Annotated in this window: 20 protein-coding genes and 1 pseudogene; 10 read left to right on the forward strand and 11 right to left on the reverse strand. The window is 43.3% G+C overall.

Annotated elements, in window-relative coordinates; all coding sequences use genetic code 11:
* Positions 1–26 precede the first annotated feature (26 nt).
* Entirely contained in the window at positions 27–968 is a 942-nt protein-coding gene (locus tag OCU60_RS06035) for a diguanylate cyclase (RefSeq protein WP_074373714.1), read from the reverse strand.
* A 329-nt stretch (positions 969–1,297) separates the two neighbouring features.
* Positions 1,298–2,452 (reverse strand): aminotransferase-like domain-containing protein, encoded by a 1,155-nt coding sequence (locus OCU60_RS06040; RefSeq protein ID WP_074373715.1) that lies wholly within the window; start codon positions 2,450–2,452, stop codon positions 1,298–1,300.
* Between the two features lie 141 nt (positions 2,453–2,593).
* On the opposite strand from OCU60_RS06040, the gene OCU60_RS06045 reads away from it, so the two are divergent.
* Entirely contained in the window at positions 2,594–3,463 is an 870-nt protein-coding gene (locus tag OCU60_RS06045) for an AraC family transcriptional regulator (protein ID WP_074373716.1), read from the forward strand.
* A 234-nt stretch (positions 3,464–3,697) separates the two neighbouring features.
* Positions 3,698–4,450 (forward strand): SAM-dependent methyltransferase, encoded by a 753-nt coding sequence (locus tag OCU60_RS06050; RefSeq protein ID WP_074373717.1) that lies wholly within the window; start codon positions 3,698–3,700, stop codon positions 4,448–4,450.
* A 503-nt stretch (positions 4,451–4,953) separates the two neighbouring features.
* Here OCU60_RS06050 and OCU60_RS06055 read toward each other — a convergent pair.
* Positions 4,954–5,232: a type II toxin-antitoxin system RelE/ParE family toxin gene (locus OCU60_RS06055; RefSeq protein WP_074373718.1), complete on the reverse strand. Its 279-nt coding sequence runs from the start codon at positions 5,230–5,232 to the stop codon at positions 4,954–4,956.
* The gene (locus OCU60_RS06060) at positions 5,232–5,513 is read right to left on the reverse strand and encodes a type II toxin-antitoxin system RelB/DinJ family antitoxin (RefSeq protein WP_074373719.1); all 282 of its coding nucleotides are present in this window, start codon (positions 5,511–5,513) and stop codon (positions 5,232–5,234) included. Before OCU60_RS06060 ends, OCU60_RS06055 begins: the two co-directional genes overlap by 1 nt.
* 390 nt (positions 5,514–5,903) lie before the next feature.
* Here OCU60_RS06060 and OCU60_RS06065 point away from each other — a divergent pair, with 390 nt between their 5' ends.
* Positions 5,904–6,233: a putative quinol monooxygenase gene (locus tag OCU60_RS06065; protein ID WP_074373721.1), complete on the forward strand. Its 330-nt coding sequence runs from the start codon at positions 5,904–5,906 to the stop codon at positions 6,231–6,233.
* A 1,085-nt stretch (positions 6,234–7,318) separates the two neighbouring features.
* On the opposite strand, the gene OCU60_RS06070 is transcribed toward OCU60_RS06065, so the two are convergent.
* The 4 genes from OCU60_RS06070 to OCU60_RS06085 all read right to left on the reverse strand — a co-directional run bounded on the left by OCU60_RS06070 (position 7,319) and on the right by OCU60_RS06085 (position 11,150).
* Positions 7,319–7,825, reverse strand: a complete 507-nt coding sequence (locus OCU60_RS06070; RefSeq protein ID WP_074373723.1) for an ankyrin repeat domain-containing protein — start codon at positions 7,823–7,825, stop codon at positions 7,319–7,321.
* On the reverse strand, positions 7,822–9,384 hold the full coding sequence (locus OCU60_RS06075; RefSeq protein ID WP_074373724.1) for an S-type pyocin domain-containing protein: 1,563 nt from the start codon (positions 9,382–9,384) through the stop codon (positions 7,822–7,824). The genes OCU60_RS06070 and OCU60_RS06075 overlap by 4 nt, the downstream gene beginning before the upstream one ends.
* A 168-nt stretch (positions 9,385–9,552) precedes the next feature.
* Entirely contained in the window at positions 9,553–9,756 is a 204-nt protein-coding gene (locus OCU60_RS06080) for a hypothetical protein (RefSeq protein WP_059122514.1), read from the reverse strand.
* A 494-nt stretch (positions 9,757–10,250) separates the two neighbouring features.
* Positions 10,251–11,150, reverse strand: coding sequence for a hypothetical protein (locus OCU60_RS06085; RefSeq protein ID WP_074373725.1), 900 nt, complete (start codon positions 11,148–11,150; stop codon positions 10,251–10,253).
* Between the two features lie 382 nt (positions 11,151–11,532).
* Here OCU60_RS06085 and OCU60_RS06090 point away from each other — a divergent pair, with 382 nt between their 5' ends.
* Both OCU60_RS06090 and OCU60_RS06095 read left to right on the forward strand, forming a co-directional pair.
* Complete coding sequence (locus OCU60_RS06090) at positions 11,533–11,925, forward strand: HNH endonuclease signature motif containing protein (protein WP_139302130.1); 393 nt, start codon at positions 11,533–11,535, stop codon at positions 11,923–11,925.
* A gap of 4 nt (positions 11,926–11,929) precedes the next feature.
* Positions 11,930–12,178 carry a bacteriocin immunity protein gene (locus OCU60_RS06095; RefSeq protein ID WP_074373728.1) on the forward strand — a complete coding sequence of 83 codons (249 nt, stop codon included), beginning with the start codon at positions 11,930–11,932 and terminating at the stop codon, positions 12,176–12,178.
* Between the two features lie 454 nt (positions 12,179–12,632).
* Here OCU60_RS06095 and OCU60_RS06100 read toward each other — a convergent pair whose 3' ends face one another.
* Entirely contained in the window at positions 12,633–12,806 is a 174-nt protein-coding gene (locus tag OCU60_RS06100) for a hypothetical protein (protein ID WP_159439475.1), read from the reverse strand.
* A 532-nt stretch (positions 12,807–13,338) separates the two neighbouring features.
* On the opposite strand from OCU60_RS06100, the gene OCU60_RS06105 reads away from it, so the two are divergent.
* The gene (locus tag OCU60_RS06105) at positions 13,339–15,030 is read left to right on the forward strand and encodes a PAS domain-containing sensor histidine kinase (RefSeq protein WP_074373729.1); all 1,692 of its coding nucleotides are present in this window, start codon (positions 13,339–13,341) and stop codon (positions 15,028–15,030) included.
* A 38-nt stretch (positions 15,031–15,068) separates the two neighbouring features.
* Positions 15,069–15,287, forward strand: coding sequence for a hypothetical protein (locus OCU60_RS06110; RefSeq protein WP_074373730.1), 219 nt, complete (start codon positions 15,069–15,071; stop codon positions 15,285–15,287).
* 244 nt (positions 15,288–15,531) lie between these two features.
* Here the strand turns inward: OCU60_RS06110 and OCU60_RS06115 are convergent, their stop codons facing one another.
* Positions 15,532–15,756, reverse strand: a complete 225-nt coding sequence (locus tag OCU60_RS06115; RefSeq protein ID WP_261854743.1) for a hypothetical protein — start codon at positions 15,754–15,756, stop codon at positions 15,532–15,534.
* A 457-nt stretch (positions 15,757–16,213) separates the two neighbouring features.
* On the opposite strand from OCU60_RS06115, the gene OCU60_RS06120 reads away from it, so the two are divergent.
* Complete coding sequence (locus OCU60_RS06120) at positions 16,214–16,597, forward strand: GFA family protein (protein ID WP_074373732.1); 384 nt, start codon at positions 16,214–16,216, stop codon at positions 16,595–16,597.
* Positions 16,598–16,766: 169 nt separating this feature from the next.
* The gene (locus tag OCU60_RS06130; protein WP_074373733.1) at positions 16,767–17,561 is read left to right on the forward strand and encodes a YwqG family protein; all 795 of its coding nucleotides are present in this window, start codon (positions 16,767–16,769) and stop codon (positions 17,559–17,561) included.
* A gap of 25 nt (positions 17,562–17,586) precedes the next feature.
* Here OCU60_RS06130 and OCU60_RS06135 read toward each other — a convergent pair.
* Positions 17,587–17,834: pseudogene (locus OCU60_RS06135) on the reverse strand (IS110 family transposase); the annotation flags it as partial.
* 116 nt (positions 17,835–17,950) lie between these two features.
* On the opposite strand from OCU60_RS06135, the gene OCU60_RS06140 reads away from it, so the two are divergent.
* A complete protein-coding gene (locus tag OCU60_RS06140; protein ID WP_083602697.1) occupies positions 17,951–18,874 on the forward strand; it encodes a HEPN domain-containing protein in 924 nt (307 codons plus the stop codon).
* The last annotated feature ends 48 nt before the right edge of the window (positions 18,875–18,922 follow it).

Consider the following 18,922-nt stretch of genomic DNA (forward strand, 5'->3'; position numbering starts at 1 on the left):
CATGTTAATTCTGGCAAATGTTCATCCTAGTGATGACACGGTTTAACTTCTGTCAGGATGAAACAGTTTCTCCCCGCCTGTTTTGCATCGTAGAGGGCGTGGTCAGCCACTTCTATCGCCTCGTCGAGGTGTTGCGGGAGCTTCGCCCAGTCGAAAGTTGTAACACCGATACTGACGGTTACATGTCCGAGTGGGGCTGATTGGTGTTCAATATGCTGTCCGGAGATCGTGTTGAGCAGCACTACGGTTATTTTTTGTGCCCCTTCGCGGTCGGTATTCGGCAGTAGTGCCGTAAACTCTTCACCGCCATAGCGAAAAACTCGATCGGAAGTGCGTTTGATCGTGCTTTTCAGAATCTTTGCGACCTGTTGCAGGCACTTATCTCCCTGAAGATGACCATAATGGTCGTTGTACTGCTTGAAATGATCGATGTCGATCATCAGCAATGAAAGGGGATGTCCATTGCGCTGACAGACACCTTTGAGCATCGGATAGGTGTTATCTAACGCGCGGCGGTTGGAGAGCTGGGTCAGGCCATCCCGGGTTGAGAGGGTGGTCAGCAGTTCGGTGGTGAGCTTATACCGCATGTGCATTTTTACGCGGTGCTCTAAAGTGACAAAATTGAAAGGTTTGGTAATAAAGTCAGCACAGCCGGCTTCCCAGCAGCGAATTTGCGTATCGTCATTATCATGTGACGTGATGAAAAGAATCGGAATATGGGCCAGTGGCGGAGAGGATTTCATCTGTTGGCAGATCTCCCAACCGCTTATGCCTTCCATCATGATATCCAGCAGGATCAGGTCCGGTATGTTGTCATTGGCTCGTTTGACTGCTTCCCGGCCATCTTGCACCAGTTCTGTCTGAAATGTTTCTGACAGACAGGTATCGAGCAACTCAAGATTCATTGGGTCATCATCAATGATCAACACTCGGGCATTGTTGTAACGTTCTTCCAATTCATCAAGCACCGAACTTTCCTTCTATTTCCTTATAACGATGACCCGGCGTTTTCCATGCGAACTTATTTTTTGAAGTGTTCTTGATTTTAAAGTCTCACCAAAGTGTGACGTGATGGATTGATTCGGGGTCGGTGATCAATCCATTGGAGCGACAGGTATCACGTCATACCGATTCAATCAGGATATGAGTCCATTTTGGTATTATCACATTAACAATAGCACCAAAATTGATATTTGGGTCGGCGGGCGGGTCGCACGACCCTGACAGTGAACCTCCGCGGGCGCAGATAGCCGCGCGGAGTACCATTAATGGTGAATGGTGAATGGTGCAGGCGAGTTTAGTTCAGATAAGCTTTTAGTCCATCGACCAAACGTCTGACGGCTTCGGTCAGTTCTTCCGGGTTGGCATTGGTAAAATTCAATCGCAATGCCGCAGGCAATGGCGCGCCATCCGGATAAAATACCGGGCTTGGGACGACGGCCACACCTTGCTCCAACATGGTTTTTGCCAGCGCAAATGTGTCGCAATCCGGTAATGAAAGCCAGATGAACATGCCGCCGGCGATTGGTTTGAGGTGACAACGCTCTGGCAGTTGTTGACGCAGCGCTGTATACAGACAGTCATAACGTGACTGATATAAGCGACGAATCTGTTGAATATGTTGATCAAAATCGGGGTGTTGCAGTAGTCCAAGCAGCAGCGCTTGCATCGGCACACTGGAATGGAGATCCGCGCCCTGTTTGACTTTAATCAATGGCTCTAGATCACCGTGCTTTCCTGTCACCACACCGATTCTCAGCCCCGGAGAGGCAATTTTTGAAAATGAACGCAATACAATGGCGTGGTTCGGACAGAAATCAGAAACCATCGGCAGTGCTTCACCGCTGAAGCGTAGCTCGCGATAGGGCGCATCTTCAATGAAAACCACGTTGTATTGAGAGCAGAGTGCCGCAACTTGCTGGCGGACTGCCAGTGTCCAGCAGACGCCGGTCGGGTTGTGGAAATCTGGTACGGCATAGAAGGCTTTTGGCTTTTGTTGCTGGAAGCTCTGTTCAAGTAACCTGATGTCCGGACCATCTTCGGTTTGCGGCACAGTGACAATATTGGCCTGAACCAGATTGAAAACCTGCATGGCACCCAAATAACTGGGGGCTTCCATCACAATGGTGTCTTGGGGATTAAAGTAAGCTCTGGCAATCAGATCCAAGCCCTGTTGTGACCCGGTACAGATCATGGCAGCGTGGGTATCGGGTAATTGATACAAGTTGTGCAGGTAGTCGAGCAACGGTTCATAACCCGCAGTTGCGCCGTATTGAAAGACTTCTGGCATGTGCGCCAGTTGCTTGAGCATCGGTTGCATCAGGGCAATCGGAAACGTCTGCTCGTCTGGCAGGCCACCGGCCAGCGAGATCACATTTTTATTGGTGGCGGCACTGAGGATTTCCCGAATATAAGATGAACGGGTCTGTTGTAATGAATGCGCAATTTCCATGTCTGTTCCTGTTTGGTGTTTATTGTGTCGGGCTGTTTTCTGATGGAGTACAGCCTCTGGAAGGAAATAGTACAGGGGATTGCTTAAATGCAAATGTCCATTTATGCTTAACAATATGTCCATTTATGCGATTTCTCTGCCGTGAACCCCCATCATATCTCCCGCATCAATGATATTCTTTTTTATATTCACAAAGATATCAGTAGAGAGCTGTCAGCCAAGGCGCTCGCCGAGGTGGCCGCTTATTCTGAGCAGCATTTCCACCGAGTGTTTAAACGAACGGTTGGTGAGTCAATTCATCAATATATCCGGCGCACACGGATGGAATATGCAGCCAATCAACTGATGTTTGATCCGACATCTTCTGTGTCCGAAATTGCTAATAACTGTGGTTTCAGTTCGGCATCCTCGTTTAGTCGGGCGTTTAAGGCAACTTTTCATCTGTATCCCGGTCAGTGGCGACAGCATGATATGGAAGTCGCAGAAAAACCGTATCTCAAAGACCCTGAAATTGCGGCCGGATACCAGCGCGTCGCCACTTGCCCGCTCCAACCGGCGAAAATCCTCGATGTGCCGGGGCGCATGGCTGCTTACGTGCGACATACGGGATACAATCGTTCGATTCGCCATGCGTGGTTAGTGCTGCAAGCGTGGGCGGACAGCGAAGGGCGGGATTTTTCCACTCAGTTTGGGTTGCATCATTCGAATCCCGCTTGGGTCGCGCTGGACAAATGCCGTTACGTCGCCTGCCTTGAAATCGACCGGCCCTTGTCGTTTCGGGGGGTGGTCAATCAAATGATGATCCCCGGTGGTTTACATGCCGTGTTTCATTTACAGGGCGTCTATGGTGACCTGTTGCCATATATCAGCCTGATTATGGAACAGTGGTTACCGACTTCTGGGTTTAAGCTGCGTTCGACACCGGCTTACGTTCACTACCAGCAAAATCATTTTCTTCATCCTGAGGAACAGTTTGAGTTGGATTTTTATCTGCCGGTGAAGTTTTTTTAGATACATTGACCTCTCCGTCATTGCGTCATCGACGCTGAGGGCATTTCCCATTGTATAGGGGTAAGATGCCCTAATCTGTCAATGCTACCTTATTCATACGGTTCTGTGAGATCAAACGAATTAATATCAATGTAAAAGCAGTAGTGTCTACCAGCATCATACAGATAATGGTGGGTTAAACGGGCTGTGAGTCCTTTGACTCAAGCAATTCGTAATTTTTAAGGAATTCAAGCATTGGACATTCCACGGATTTTCAATATTACAGAAAGTGCACACCGCATCCACAATCCATTCACGCCTGACAAGTTCGCGACTCTCGGTGCTGCGTTACGGCTTGCACCGGAGGACCGCATTCTGGATCTCGGCAGTGGCTCGGGTGAGATGCTTTGTACCTGGGCCCGTGACTACGGTATTGTCGGCACCGGTATCGACATGAGCCCGTTGTTTACGACACAGGCAAAACAGCGAGCTGAAGCACTCGGCGTTGCCCATCAAATTAAGTTTATTCACAACGATGCCGCAGGTTACGTCTCTGACGAGCAAGTCGATGTCGCTGCTTGTGTCGGTGCCACATGGATTGGTGGCGGTGTCGCCGGAACCATCGAGCTTCTGGCAAAAAGTTTGCGACCTCGCGGTATCATTCTGATTGGTGAACCTTACTGGCGACAGGTGCCGCCAACGGAAGAGATAGCCAAAAAGTGTCTTGCTAACGCAATCTCCGACTTTCTCAGTCTGCCAGAGTTGCTCGCGTCGATTGGTCACCTCGGTTACGACGTGGTTGAGATGGTTCTCGCCAATCAAGATGGTTGGGACCGATACGAAGCGGCCAAGTGGCTCACAATGCGCCGCTGGCTTGAAGAAAACCCTAACGATGAGTTGGCTGAAGAGATCCGCGCCAAACTGAGTACAGAGCCTGTACGCCATGCCGCCTACACGCGGGAGTATTTGGGGTGGGGTGTGTTTGCGTTGATGCCACGGCTGACTTGAATGAAGTGAAGCATGGTCAGATATTTTTCTGCCCAGCCTCCGGCCCCCGAATTTTGACGCACAATTTAGTTTCTCGATTTCAGTAACATCGGTACTCAGTGCGCCAGTTACTCTTGCCAAGATGCAAGCGTAACCAGAAAATCTTCTTGTTTGGCTGAGTCAGGTGTTGTCCAGAACCGTCTTTTACGGGCGTCCTGCCCGGAAAAGCCTAACCATTCTTCCTTGAATGGTTTTCTTGGTTCGGTGGTTTGTTTGAGTTGAGTGAAACATGTTAAAAGCCGACTTGGTTGCTTTCGAAGATGGAAAGTAATCGCGCACCAAACCACTGCATCACAATTTTCACTGATTGTTAAAACGCTGCAATTTTGTACAAACCTTATCGATATCAAAAAATATCATGTGTATATCAATTTTTCTGGCGGTGGTAAGTGATACAGAACAATGACAGGATGTTATACGGCAGGATGCTGCCTAATAATTGTTAGTTGCTTAATCAGCTTCAGCTACTCAATTGGGAATTTTTGCTTTTGATGAAGAACTCGCATAATACGAATATTAGAATCATCGACAAAGTACGAAACGATCATTGATACTTCAGAAATGATAAGTAATCGACCTCGAATTCCATCACGTTGAACACCCATTAATGGTTGATCGTTAAGGTTTTCAACTTTAGCTTCAATAATGTCGTCGGTTCTTTCTGCGACATCAGGGTTAAAATCATATAGAAATTCAAAGATTTTTTCGCGGTCATTTAAAGATTCTTCTTCCCAGTAAATCATTACTGACCTCGATTACGAATTTTAGCTTTGCGTGCAGCCATGCGATTTTTGGCAGACTCATGGTCAACAAACACAGCACGGCCAGAATCAAATTTGTCAAATGCGAGATTAACTTGTTCAGTAAGCCAACCATCGTGGGATAATGCTTTACGTTGTTGTTCTGCTAGCTGTTCAGTGAGTTCGCGGCAAGCGTCACTAAGAGTTCGACCTTGGCTTTCAGCCATTTGTTGGGCTAAACGTTTTGTTTCTTCATCAACACGAAACTGAATTCTGGTATCCATGAGTAACTCCTGAATTTTTTGTGTGTACAAATGTTAGCACTGGTATTGGTGAAGGGCAATTAACAAATCGAAGCAATTGACAAAAATACCTGTCATGAATTTTGGTCCCCCATTCGCAAAGGCACATAACAAACGCGTCAATTGGGACTGGTTTTCCGCTGGCGCTACAAACCAACCCATTACGCGGGCGCTGACGGATCCCTTCATGATTTTTCAAGCCCTGAATCGCGGCGACGTGCAGAATGTCGAGCGTGAAGGACGATCGAGCCTGGACAGGCTGTTTACGGGGCTTGAGGACGTTAGCAGCGAGGAGCATGAAATGCGAATTTACTGAAAGAGGATAGATTGTTATCTTTACTGGCGACAAACAAATTAGACAGGAACAAAGATATGACTATCAACGAAAACGAAACTGCCGTCACTGTGGTTCTATGGGAAGCGAAGGCGAAACCAGGCCGCGAAGCGGATATGAAGGCTTTTATAGCCAATGCAGTTACTGCATCGCGCCATGACGCCGGCAACATCGACTATGAGGCACATGAAGTTGAGGGTGAACCTGGAGTGTTTATCATCTACGAGCGCTGGATCAGTCGCGCAGCGCTTGATGCTCATCTCGGCGCTCCCCGGATGCAATCATTGGTACCTCAACTTATGGACATGATGGACGGTTCTATTGAAGACGGCATACGTATCCTTCGTTCTTTCAGACCGGCTGAATGAGTTTAGGAATCAAAAAGGTCAGATGGGTTCTTCCCAGCCTTCGGCCCCCCGAATTTTGACGGACAATTACGTTTTGCGATTTCAGAGGCATTGGCACTCTGTGCGCCAGTTCATCTTTCAGAGATGAAAGACGAACCAGAAAATCTTTTTTGTTTGACGGCGTCGCACGTTGTCCAGAACCGACTTTTACGGACGTCCTGCCCGGAAAAGCCTAACCATTCATCCGTGAATGATTTTCTTGGTTGGGTGGTTGATTTGAATTGAGTGAAATCTAAAGAAAGTCGATTTGGTCGCTGCTCTCAGGGGGAAAAATCCCGGATGGATTTTTCAGGATTGCTTGAGCAGGATGCGAATCAATCCGACCCTGATAACGCGTACTGAACCTAAAAAGATGCTTTTGGTTCCTTTTGCATCATCAAAAGGAACTGGGGCGCTGTCGGAGATGTCATTGAAATCGGCAAAAATAATCGCGCACCAAACCGCTGCACCTCAATTTTTATATTCCCCAGCCATTGGCCCCAAATTTTGACGCACAATCTCGTTTTTCGGTTTCAGAGGCATTGGCACTCTGTGCGCCAGTTCATCTTTCAGAGATGAAAGACGAACCAGAAAATCTTTTTTGTTTGACGGCGTCGCACGTTGTCCAGAACCGACTTTTACGGACGTCCTGCCCGGAAAAGCCTAACCATTCTCCCGGAATGGTTTTCTTGGTTGGGTGGTTGATTTGAATTGAGTGAAATCTAAAGAAAGTCGATTTGGTCGCTGCTCTCAGGGGGAAAAATCAGGACGAACTTTTTATTTTTGTTTATAACCAAATGATTTTATTGAAATTAATTAAAATTTTGCTTATTAAAAAACCGATTTTATACACGCATTGCTACACGCAATTGTTTTGAATAATCATAGACTTACATGAACAACAATGAAGTACCTAATTTAAGGTTTGCTTGATTTTTAAACATATTGACTATCTTTGCAAGTCCTGATTTTGCAGGAAAAGGGCTGATACAAAAAGAGCCACAACATTATGCGGCTCTGAATGGCTTCCGTTTTAAATAACAGCTTTACTTATAGTTGGGCTTTATTTAGTAATGACTGACTAATTCAATGATTTTAGGATCAACACCTACGATTTTATGAATCAATTCACGAACGGAACAGCCATCATCTTTTTCATCAGGGTTAGCACCATATTCAAGCAATATTTTCACAACCTCATAAGGAATTGGCATTCGATCAAAAGCCATTCTCAACGCACTAATACCATCAGCATCTTGATGTTCGATCATCTTATCCGCACCGTTTTCCAACAAGAGCCGGATCCCCTCAACGTTGCGTTGGCGAACGGCATATATCAGTGGCGTATAGCCATAGCTATCAATTGCGTTGACATCCAGCCCTTGGTCAATCAGATATTGGATAGATACCGGTGGAGTTTTTCTAGTTACCGATTTGAATGCGTAATGTAAATATGTCCATTTATCATTAGCCGTGATTCGATGAATGTCCTTGCCGTTTGCAATTGATCTTTTCACAGTTTCAATGTCACCACGAACTATAGCTGAGTAAGGTTGATTATCTACATTATTCATTGTGATCTCCTGTCACTTAAAAAGTCTTTCATGTCTTCCAAAATATCCTCTAATTCATCACTGCCCGGTTTCTCATTGACATGACTAAGGTTGGTCTTGGCATCCTCAATCAGAAAATAGTCAGGGTGTGAATTCACAAAATCATTCAATTCTTCCTGAGTCATACTCATCTCATCAGCCGCTCTGAGTATCCGTCGGTTTTCCAAGCCTTTTTTATGTCCATAATGCCAGTCGGTTAAGACTTTGCCTTTTTTATCCGTGAAGTTACCATTTTCATCTCTTAAAGCCTCTGCTTCAATCTGCCGTTTGGTATCAGCCCTCAACGTTGTCCGGTCAAGGTTTGGTTTCGGGTACTTGCTCGCACCAAACTGACCATTCGGTTGACGGATTTGATGACTATAGACCACATACAGTGGTGGTAATCCGGTATCGGCCGGAAAGGTCAGAATATAGTCTTGTAAATCCGCATCAGCAATTGGCGTGATGTAGGTGTTATCAAATTCTTGGCCTTGCTCAGCCTCCGGATACACCCAGATATTGTAAGTTTTCAGGTCAGGAATCGGATTAACCAGAATCGGTTTACCGCCAAAATCGCCGCTCATCGGTATCCATTCAATAGTGACATCCGGCTCTAACGCAACGACAAATTTATCACCGACCCGAGTCACTTCACGCTTGGGAATATCTGCCCCATTGACGTGATAGCCGTAAATCCGATTATCAGCATTGAACCCTAAGCGGATATTGGTTTCAACCGTGGTTTTATCCATCAGGTCATTTTCATTGTACAGCGTGCCGTCACCAAACTGGCTGGGCAGAAATGCGGCCAGAATGCCAGCCCGACCGACAATTTTCATCGTCAGGTTCGGCAGCTCTGCCAGTGCTGCACCACCAATACGCGTTAAAAAAGCGTCTTCAGTCGCTGCCGTCCCAATCCCCTGACCAATCGCCAGCGTATAGGTAGCATACTCACCCAGAGAAGAGAGTTGCTCTCTTTGTGTACCGATATCACACGTTCCTCTCGGCACAAGGGCAGATTTGGCAAAACGTGAGGGTTTGAGCGGTGACTTGTTAAACGAGTCTTGCCATGATAACGGGGGCAGTTGAATATTATCTAATTCCTGTATTCGTTCCTGACGCTGTTTTGCCAGCCGCTCGGCTAAAGTGAGTTTCACAGGTTCACGTTCAACATAAGGCTCGGTATACACCGAGGCATTCACACTGCCGGAATAAGTCGAACCAATGCCGTGATTAACCAGCTCAACCCGTGCGGTATAGGCCTTGTATGCCAGCCAGTCGAGCTGAGGCTCAACCTCGGGATTGACTCGCCAGTATCGATTGCCCCATTCATCCCGATCCCGAATCAATAAGGGGATGGATGGTGTATCAGTGAGTAAGACTTGATGGCCGCTGCGTAGCTGTTCGAGAAAATCAGAACAGCGTATTCCGGCAGGCGTCACGGATTTGATATCCGATTCGTGCAGGGATGAAAAATCCCCTTCAACCTGAGCAAATTCATACCTCATTAGGTTGTAGATTTGAATGGTTTGATAGTTCATTTGACGTTGTGTCTGTATGAATTCAGTTCATATCGATATAGGAGAAGTATTGTACAACAGCGTCATAAAAGATGATCCATTATCAATAGAATCAGATGGTTAATATGGTTTACATTCCATAAATAGGGGGATTTACTGCCTTATTGATGAATAGTAATCACGTTGATGCTACTTCTCAGCTTTTGGTCGTTCATAGATCCCGTCAAAAGAGACCAGCTGAACTTCGATTACCCCACCAAAGTATTCAATTTTGACTCGTGGGTCATCTTGCTGTTTTAGCTGAGCGCTGAAGGTTTCATAAAGGGATGCAATAAACTCTCTGACAGGTTGATCAGCATCAAGCAGAGAGTGAGATGATTTATCTTGTTTCATAAGCCTACCAACATCGTGTGTAACAAATGAGCGATGACGCAATGCAACCGCTTCTGTTTATTCTTATTTATATGAATGATTTATATTTTGCTCTCCATTTCTAAAAGGAGAAACACAATGGAAATCAATCAAATTATTCTCAATGAAAATCTATTCAGATATGCTTTATATCGGAATGAACAATCTGATGAGTATGTGATACTTCTATTAGGTTCTTTGCAAGAGTATTTACACAGACTTTAATGTCAGATCATCCTGATATCCCAAGAAATAAAGCGATAGCAAAAGCTATAAAACAGAATATATCTAAATTTTCAGATGAAAGACGAAATATTTTTTGAGATATTGATAGAATTAATTTTAAAAAAATCATCAAAAATATAATACACATGCATTAATTAAATATAGAAAATAATCAGATAGTTAAGATATCAATTTTTATAGTTGTTTTTTCTTACCAAGGAATGCATACGATTCTAGTTTTTTAGCACATATCAAGTCAACTTAAAATTATACTCTTTTATTGATAATTGGGATATTAATTGAATCACTTCATGTTTTTGATGAAGGTTGAGCCGACGGAAGGCTTCTACAATCAGAATATCTCTATAATGCTGATATCGTCTCAGTTGGTGGAAGGCATAAAACTGCTTCATCTCACTTGTAAAATCAGCATGAGAGTTTGTATTAAAACCAAGGCGAACCCTAGCACCAATTGATATGGAGAACGGGACCGTTTTACGCTCATTTTCCAAGACATCGTACTGATATTTTGATAGCCCTAAGACTCTCGCCATGATGTTAGGTGATATACCATTTTCGAGTCGAAACCTCTTCATCATAATGGCGACAGAGCGATAATAATCAATCGCAAAAGCTTGTAAATCTAATACACTGGGTGGGAACAGTTGGTCATATTCTTTTTTACTGTAAAAATTATCTTTTACATTATTTTTGAAGATTAAAAAACTCTGTTTTGAATCGTTATCAAGTAACATATAGACCACGTCAAGAATGGAATTAAATTGTTTAGACGATAACCTACCAATATATATCAATGCTTTTATAGCACTATCATCCATTCCACGGAATTGCTCTTTTACCTTTAAGCCATAGTAAAAGCTGGTTGAAGGAACCATTGTGACCCATGAATAGGCAGCAACAAAATGAATTGGTCTCATTGATAAATAACTTTGTTGCATATATTTTTTCAAAGTTTCTCCGCTAAGTCCTCTAAATCGTTTTTGCAATTCATTAAAAGTAATTCCTTGTATTCTTTTTACATAAGACATTCCCATAGCAATATCAGAGTCTATATTTTTCAATGTCTCATTTAAGTGTGCGATTTCTTGATCAGATGCAATTACAATTTTGTTGTTCTTTTGATTAGCCATATACAAACTAGCCTAATAATGAATATCCCATTAATTACATAGGCACAGAGGTTATTAATTTTTTCAGATATGTCAATCTTGTTTGTGTGTCATTTTGCTCACAATATCTATGAATAATTAATTTTACATCATCTGTTCAATATATGTTTTCACTAATCGCTATTATTAATTAACACAAAATACACTTATTCACAGAACTCCAAGTTAAAAGAAGGTGCTAAGCCGGACTCTATCTGCCACGCAAAGACACGGGTGATGAATTCACGTCCGGCAGTTATCACCCCTTTTAAAGCCCTGACCAATTCGTTATCACAATATTGGCTGGTTTTCACCGCTCCGGTGGTTTGGTTAACAGCAAGCTTATAATAGGGCTTAAATACCTGTGCTTGGCGCTCACAGAATACACCGCCCATTTGCTGAAGATATCACCGGCCTGTGGTTAGAAGCCGCCGAGAAAGAGCTAGGCTCTCCGGTGCCGTCGCAAATTGCGGATCAGCTCAGAGGACAGAAGTTCGAAAGCTTTGACAAGTTCAGGGAAAGCTTTTGGTTGACAGTGAGTGAAGACGGAAATTTGTTATCGCAGTTTGCGTCAAAGAACCAACGATTAATCAAAAAAGGACGTTCACCTTTTGCTTTACCTCAAGAACATGTTGGTAAAAGAAGTCGATATGAAATTCATCATGTAGAAGAAATTCAGCATGGTGGTAAAGTCTATGATGTTGATAATATGAGAGTTATGACGCCTAAAAGTCATATAAATATTCATAGGAAATAACAAAATGAAATTAAAAGATAGCTTACAAGATTATACAGAAAATGAGTTTCTCATTACTTTGGAATGGTTCTGGGATGGTGAAGGTTCGGAAGAAGATGAATTTGTCTATCAGTTCAATCAGATCGTACGCCATCCAGAGAAAAGCGCTCTATTAACTCATCCAAAATCACACCAAGAAGATTCTCCCGAAGGTGTTATTCAAGAGTTGAAACGATGGTATGCCGAACAAGGATTACCATGCTTTAAGGATTGATTCAGTCTTTTTAATTTCCGGTCTTTGGCTCCTCAATTTGACGCACAATCTCGTTTTTCGGTTTCAGGGGGATTGGTGCTCTGTGCGCCAGTTCATCTTTCAGAGATGAAAGACGAACTAGGAAATCTTTTTTATTTGGCTGAGTTGCGGGTTGTCCAGAACCCGCTTTTACGGGCGTCCTGCCCGGAAAAGCCTAATCATTCTTCCTTGAATGGTTTTCTTGGTTTGTAGATTTATTTGAATTCAGTGAAACATTCTAAAAGGCAATTGGATCGATGGGCTCAGGGTAAAAATTCATGGATGAATTTTAAGCTATCCCTTAACAAAAAGACTGAGCAGGAGCGAATAAAAGCGACCCGGGCCGCGACCACGAACTAAAACGTTCTTTTGGGTACTTTTGGAACGCCAAAAGTATCTGGGGCGCGTGCATCAGATGTCGCAGAAATTAATAAACTCATTGCGCCTCAAACAACAGAGCCACAATGTTCATCTCCCCAGCCTCCGGCCCCAAATTTTGACGCACCATTGCGTTACTCAATTTCAGATGCATCGGTGTTCTGTGCGCCAGTTCATCTTTCAGAGATGAAAGACGAACCAGAAAATCTTTTTTTGTTTGACGGCGTCGCATATTGTCCAGAACCAGCTTTTACGGGCGTCCTGCCCGGAAAAGCCTAACCATTCATCCGTGAATGGTTTTCTTGGTTGAGTGGTTGATTTGAAGTTGGGCGCAACATTTTTAAAAGCCAATTCCCTGATGATCAAAACGCTGCAATTTTGTACAAAAACCTACCGGCATCAAAAAATATCACATTAGTGCCAATTCTTTCTGGCGATTTTCTGCAAGATCTCCAATGCTATATACAGTGTTTTGAGGCTCACTCGCGAACAAATGGGGCTTATCCGAGATGTGTCTAAGGGTGGGAACGTTAGTCAATCATTTGTGAGTGAGTTAGACAGCGTTGTGCTGTGGTTTCTGACGTAGTGATATTTTTTACTGGAATTTTGTCTGTATTTTCATGCGATTAGGACAGAAATTTCATCGAGTGTCAGTAAGTTATACAGAAGTATTCCTATAGAGTGGTTCTATAATAAACTGTTCGCATTTCAAGAATAGGAAAATTGCTGATTTTGACTCGCCAAAATCAAATGGAGACTTCGCAATGCATCCATTAGAACAACTTCTCAGAAAAAATGAATTGTGGTTAATGCGTCGTATCCGTGATTATGCCGTGGAAAGAGATTACAGCCGTTATACTTCGACTTTAGAAGAAGCTTGGAGGATTTCAATTGTTGGGTTGACAGACTCCATCATATCGGCACTTACTATTTCGGAAGATCCTTGGGAATTGTCCCCCGAAGATACCTACATTTCCGACCCCATTGCAGCTTTCGGAGTTCTTGAGGCTCAGAAGCATAGATCCCGCGGAGTTACGCTTGAGATGTTCCTGGGTTTGATGAAGTATTACCGACAAACATACCTTGATTTGCTCCGAAAGTCCTACCCTATAGGGCAGGTATCTAAAGAGGAACCTCTAAACGAAGTCAATAATGATAGAGAGAAGTATTCCCATTTTATTGAGCGGGTTTTTGATCGGATCGAAATAGCTTTTTGTGCCGAATGGGGCAGGAGCGATACAATGAACCGGGCTATTGGAGAACTGCAGGAAACCAACCGCCGGATCACCAATGAGAAGAACAAGTTTCTTACCATTTTCGAAAGTATGCCGACGGCAGTTTTTCTACTGGATGATAAAAGACGTATCGTTCATATGAATTTTTCTGGGGCACAGATGATCGATCCCACAGCTAAATCGGGTGGACACTATTATTCACATCCTGATGACAGAATACCTTTTCCATGGTTGGAAGATGAGTTGTCTCGTTTTTATGAGACAGGCGATGAAAAAGAATACGAGTATTTAATTGAATTGCCGGACAAGGATGAATGCCAGGTGTTGGCGCGTTTTCATCCCATGGAGGATATTAGTTTTAAGTACACAGGCAAAGTTGTCATTCTCCAAGATATTACTGAAAGAAAAAAAGCTGAAAAAGAATTAAAACAAACACAGACATATATAATTCATCAGGAGAAAATGGCGTCCATCGGGCAACTGGCAGCAGGTGTGGCGCACGAAATAAACAACCCGATGGGATTTATCATAAGCAACCTTTCCAGCCTCAGGAAATATATTGAGTGTCTGACTGAATTCATTACTGTGGAGGATCAGGCGATAGCCCTTGCGGACATTCCCAACGACTTCCAGTTGGCTGAAATCAGGGAAAAACTCAAGATCGATTATATATCGGAGGATGTAAAAGAGCTCATAGTTGAGAGTCTGGACGGCGCTGAACGAGTAAAGCACATTGTTCAGGAGTTAAAGACTTTTTCCAGGATAGATCAAGCCGATTACACATTAATCGATCTGAACGAGACAATAAAGACTACAATGAATATTGCTTGGAACGAGATCAAATATGTAGCCACTCTCGAACATGAGTTCGGAAATATCCCTAAAATTAACTGTTATCCACAGCAGTTGAACCAAGTTTTTCTTAATCTTCTGGTCAATGCGGCCCAAGCAATCAAGGACCAGGGAACAATCACGGTGCGCACTTGGTGTGATGAAAAAAATATTAATGTATCTATTACCGATACCGGTGGTGGAATTTTACCAAAAGATTTGGCCCGGATATTTGAACCTTTTTATACCACAAAGGATGTTGGTAAAGGAACGGGTCTTGGACTTTCTATCAGCTATGGCATTATTCAAAACCATGGTGGTGAAATTAGAGTTGAGAGTGAAATTGGCAAAGGTAGTACTTTCACGGTAACGCTTCCAATACATAAATGAACCGACTGTCCCTTTAGGGATAAAATTGAGGAAAGTGATTGCGCACCAAACCGCTGCACCTCAATTTTTATATTCCCCAGCCATTGGCCCCAAATTTTGACGCACCATTGCGTTACTCAATTTCAGAGGCATTGGCACTCTGTGCGACAGTTCATCTTTCAGAGATGAAAGACGAACCAGAAAATCTTTTTTTGTTTGACGGCGTCGCACGTTGTCCAGAACCGGCTTTTACGGGCGTCCTGCCCGGAAAAGCTTAACCATTCTTCCTTGAATGGTTTTCTTGGTTTGTAGATTTATTTGAATTCAGTGAAACATTCTAAAAGGCAATTGGATCGATGGGCTCAGGGTAAAAATTCATGGATGAATTTTAAGCTTTTCGTGAGCAGGAGCGAATAAAAGCGACCCGGGCAGCGACCACGAACTAAAACGTTCTTTTGGGTACTTTTGGAACGCCAAAAGTATCTGGGGCGCGTGCATCAGATGTCGCAGAAATTAATAAACTCATTGCGCCTCAAACAACAGAGCCACAATGTTCATCTCCCCAGCCATTGGCACCGAATTTTGACGCACAATTGCGTTACTCAATTTCAGAGGCTTCTGAGCTCTGTGCGCCAGTTCATCTTTCAGAGATGAAAGACGAACCAGAAAATCTTTTTTGTTTGGCTGAGTTGCGTGTTGTCCAGAACCGGCTTTTACGGGCGTCCTGCCCGGAAAAAGCCTAATCATTCTCCCGGAATGGTTTTCTTGGTTGAGTGGTTGATTTGACGTTGGGCGCAACATTTTTAAAAGCCAATCTCCTGATGATTAAAACGCTGCAATTTCGTACAAACCTTATTGATGTCAAAAATGTCATGTTTATGTCAATTTTTACTGGCGATTTTCAGTAACATATTCAATGCTATGTAGGGTGTTTTGATGATTATTCGCAAACGCATGGTAATGATACGAGATGTATATATGGTGGTGGGAATGTTAGTCAATCATTTGTGAGCAAATTAGATAGCGTTGTACTGTGATTTCTGATGTAATGACATTTTTTACTGGCATTTTGTCTGTATTTTCATGCGTTTAGGACAGAAGTTTCATTGAGTGTCAGTAAGTTATACAGAAGTATCCCTATAGAGTGGCTCTGTATAATAAACTGTTATAACACTTTCCGGAGTGTCAGCATGGAGGCAATAATATGGACATAAAAAGAGTACACAATGCACAATGTCATTGTGGTGCAGTTGAATTGGAACTAACGATGCCAAATGGACTAGAAGACCCTCGTCGTTGCTCTTGTTCTATGTGTAGGAAGCGCGGAGCAATTGCTGCATCAGTCTTGCTTGAAAACCTCAAAATTGTAAAAGGTGAAGATAACTTGACCCTTTATCAATTTAATACCATGACGGCGAAGCACTACTTTTGTAAAACTTGCGGCATATACACTCATCACCAAAGGCGCTCCAATCCACATCAATTCGCAATTAATGTTGCGTGTCTTGAAGGTGTTAATCCTTATGATTTGGAGCCAGTCAAAATTTACGATGGTATTCATCACCCAAAAGACAGCATTAACTTGTAAGCGCAAATGTTGAGGCGTGTTATAACAAGGCGTTTAAGGCAGATTCGCAACGCATGGCATTTTCGGTTTGCTTTGAATTTAGTGTTTACGGCACAATGATTTAGGTTAAGTGGAGGTGTCGCTCACTACTTAACGCGGCGTTATACCCTTCCAACCAAGGAACATATTAATGAATTCAAGTGAAGATAAAATCGTAGTTCCTTCAGTTCTTAAAGAGTTTGAAGATGACCTTAAAAAGCTACAACGTGAATATATCTCAGTTGAAGCTAAAGCATTAAATACCGGCCTTTCAGCCGACCCGTTGAATCTAACTAGAAGCAAGTTTCTTGGTTTTCCTTTTTATCCAATTGATTCTGAATACCCAATGGATAAGGCTGGTAACCCAATGGTTTTGCTAGCTCAAATAAATTTTTCAGAAACTCCTAGTCTAGAAGGCTTTCCATCTTCTGGCTTGTTACAGCTTTTCTTCCCTACCGATGACTGGTGGGATATGGATTCAGGAAAAATAATCTTCCATAAAGAGAGTGATCTTGAAAAAAGTGCGGTCACTGATTTTTCATTTATTAATGAGAAACTTTATGAAGAGCTACCGATCAATAGAATTCATGAGATGATATTCAAGAAGGCTATAGATACAGGCTGTAGTGAAGATTCACAATTCTCCTTTATGTTTGGTTCTAAAGATTATTGGGACTTCGAAGAAGGCTTAAATGATGCTGGTAAAGCGGAGTTTGATAACTACTTCTCTTCAACAGGGCATAAAATTGGAGGCTACGCTGATTTTACCCAGGGCGATCCTCGAGATTACAGTAAAGAACAAAGAAATGATGTTCAGTTGCTTCAAATAGACGTCGATGATTATATTATGTTTGGCGATAGCGGAATTGGACATATTTTCATTAACCCTGAAGATCTAAAAGCAGAAAAATTTGAGAATGCTTATTTTTACTGGGACTGCTGTTAACCTAAATTTTTGGCATAACCAGAGGCTATGCCGTCAATAATGAATTTTTACCCATATTAGCGTCCCATTTGCTTCCGTCTCTGAGCATCGAATTGAGGATAACAACCATTTTTCCGATGCAGGTAATGATTGCCACTTTCTTGGGTTTTCCAACAGCTAAAAGGCGCTGATAAGTAGCCTTAAAAACTGGATGGGTTGCAACGCAGACATCATTGCCATGTACAAAACGACACGTATTTGCGAGCCCCCTCCTTGGAGCATGCTCCTGCCTTTGTTTTGGACACTTCACCACCACTCACAAAAAGATTAAAGCAAGAAATCCGTCGCATTTTTCCCCGCAACACCGATAAAACTATGATAAACGGTGTTTTTTGTTGAACGCTTCTTTTATGCTAACGCCATTCATCCACCACCAACCCTATGCCGCGATTATGAAAACAGCACTTGACCATCTGCCCGAATATAAACAGCGTGAGCTGGCGACGATTTCAACTATTCTGCGCGACACGTTAGACGATTATCTGCAAGGTAAAGCGGGGAGTAAGAGTGAGTTCCGTATTCTGAAAATCATCCTGTTTGGCAGCCATGCGAAAGGGAATTGGGTCAAGGATCCGGTTAATGGTTATATTAGTGATTACGATATTCTGGTGATTGTGAATAAAGCAGCAATGGTTGAGGAAGATGTCGTCTGGCAACGCGCCAAAGAGCAGATTGACCGGAAAGTCACCTCTGCTCCGCTGGGTTTGATTGTGCATGATTTAAACGAAGTGAATAATCGACTGCAACAGGGGCATTATTTCTTTAAAGATATTCGCGAAGAAGGGATTGAGCTGTTTGCCGCCACACCGAAACAGCTGGTAGAGCCGGGGGATTTAACCGAGGCAGAAAAACGGGAAATCGCCCGTAAGCATTATGAGCAGTGGTTTGAGAGTGCTTCGGATTTTCTGGTGACTTATCAATTTGATAAAAATCGCGGCAAGTTGAAACAAGCAGCTTTTCTCCTTCATCAATCGACAGAACGGTTTCTTGCCGGAACGTTACTCGTCTGCACCAATTACCTACCCAAATCTCACGATATTGAAAAGCTGGGTAAACTTTGTTCACAAATCGCCCCTGATTTTGCGACGATTTTCCCGCTCGACAGCAAATTGCACCGTCGCAGTTTCCGCCGCCTACAACGGGCTTATATCGAAGCGCGTTACTCTGAACATTACGAAATCACTGAAGAAGAGCTGGCTTATCTCGAAGGGAGAGTGTTGCAGTTAAAAGCGGTCGTTGAACGGGTTTGTTTCGCGCGGATTGATTCTGCCTAACCATTCTCCTGTGAATGGTTTTCTTGGTTTAGTGGCTTATTTGAATTG

The sequence above is a fragment of the Vibrio spartinae genome, assembly GCF_024347135.1.
GTDB lineage: Bacteria > Pseudomonadota > Gammaproteobacteria > Enterobacterales > Vibrionaceae > Vibrio > Vibrio spartinae.

Excerpts from the sequence above, each read along its gene's own strand:
- OCU60_RS06065 (WP_074373721.1), top strand. The coding sequence starts at position 5,904 with ATGACTATCAACGAAAACGAAACTGCCGTCACTGTGGTTCTATGGGAA.
- OCU60_RS06140 (WP_083602697.1), top strand. The coding sequence starts at position 17,951 with ATGCTAACGCCATTCATCCACCACCAACCCTATGCCGCGATTATGAAA.
- OCU60_RS06075 (WP_074373724.1), bottom strand. The coding sequence starts at position 9,384 with ATGAACTATCAAACCATTCAAATCTACAACCTAATGAGGTATGAATTT.
- OCU60_RS06080 (WP_059122514.1), bottom strand. The coding sequence starts at position 9,756 with ATGAAACAAGATAAATCATCTCACTCTCTGCTTGATGCTGATCAACCT.
- OCU60_RS06115 (WP_261854743.1), bottom strand. The coding sequence starts at position 15,756 with ATGATTAGGCTTTTTCCGGGCAGGACGCCCGTAAAAGCCGGTTCTGGA.
- OCU60_RS06040 (WP_074373715.1), bottom strand. The coding sequence starts at position 2,452 with ATGGAAATTGCGCATTCATTACAACAGACCCGTTCATCTTATATTCGG.
- OCU60_RS06085 (WP_074373725.1), bottom strand. The coding sequence starts at position 11,150 with ATGGCTAATCAAAAGAACAACAAAATTGTAATTGCATCTGATCAAGAA.
- OCU60_RS06055 (WP_074373718.1), bottom strand. The coding sequence starts at position 5,232 with ATGATTTACTGGGAAGAAGAATCTTTAAATGACCGCGAAAAAATCTTT.
- OCU60_RS06100 (WP_159439475.1), bottom strand. The coding sequence starts at position 12,806 with ATGCGACGCCGTCAAACAAAAAAAGATTTTCTGGTTCGTCTTTCATCT.
- OCU60_RS06060 (WP_074373719.1), bottom strand. The coding sequence starts at position 5,513 with ATGGATACCAGAATTCAGTTTCGTGTTGATGAAGAAACAAAACGTTTA.
- OCU60_RS06130 (WP_074373733.1), top strand. The coding sequence starts at position 16,767 with ATGAATTCAAGTGAAGATAAAATCGTAGTTCCTTCAGTTCTTAAAGAG.
- OCU60_RS06070 (WP_074373723.1), bottom strand. The coding sequence starts at position 7,825 with ATGAATAATGTAGATAATCAACCTTACTCAGCTATAGTTCGTGGTGAC.
- OCU60_RS06120 (WP_074373732.1), top strand. The coding sequence starts at position 16,214 with ATGGACATAAAAAGAGTACACAATGCACAATGTCATTGTGGTGCAGTT.
- OCU60_RS06105 (WP_074373729.1), top strand. The coding sequence starts at position 13,339 with ATGCATCCATTAGAACAACTTCTCAGAAAAAATGAATTGTGGTTAATG.
- OCU60_RS06095 (WP_074373728.1), top strand. The coding sequence starts at position 11,930 with ATGAAATTAAAAGATAGCTTACAAGATTATACAGAAAATGAGTTTCTC.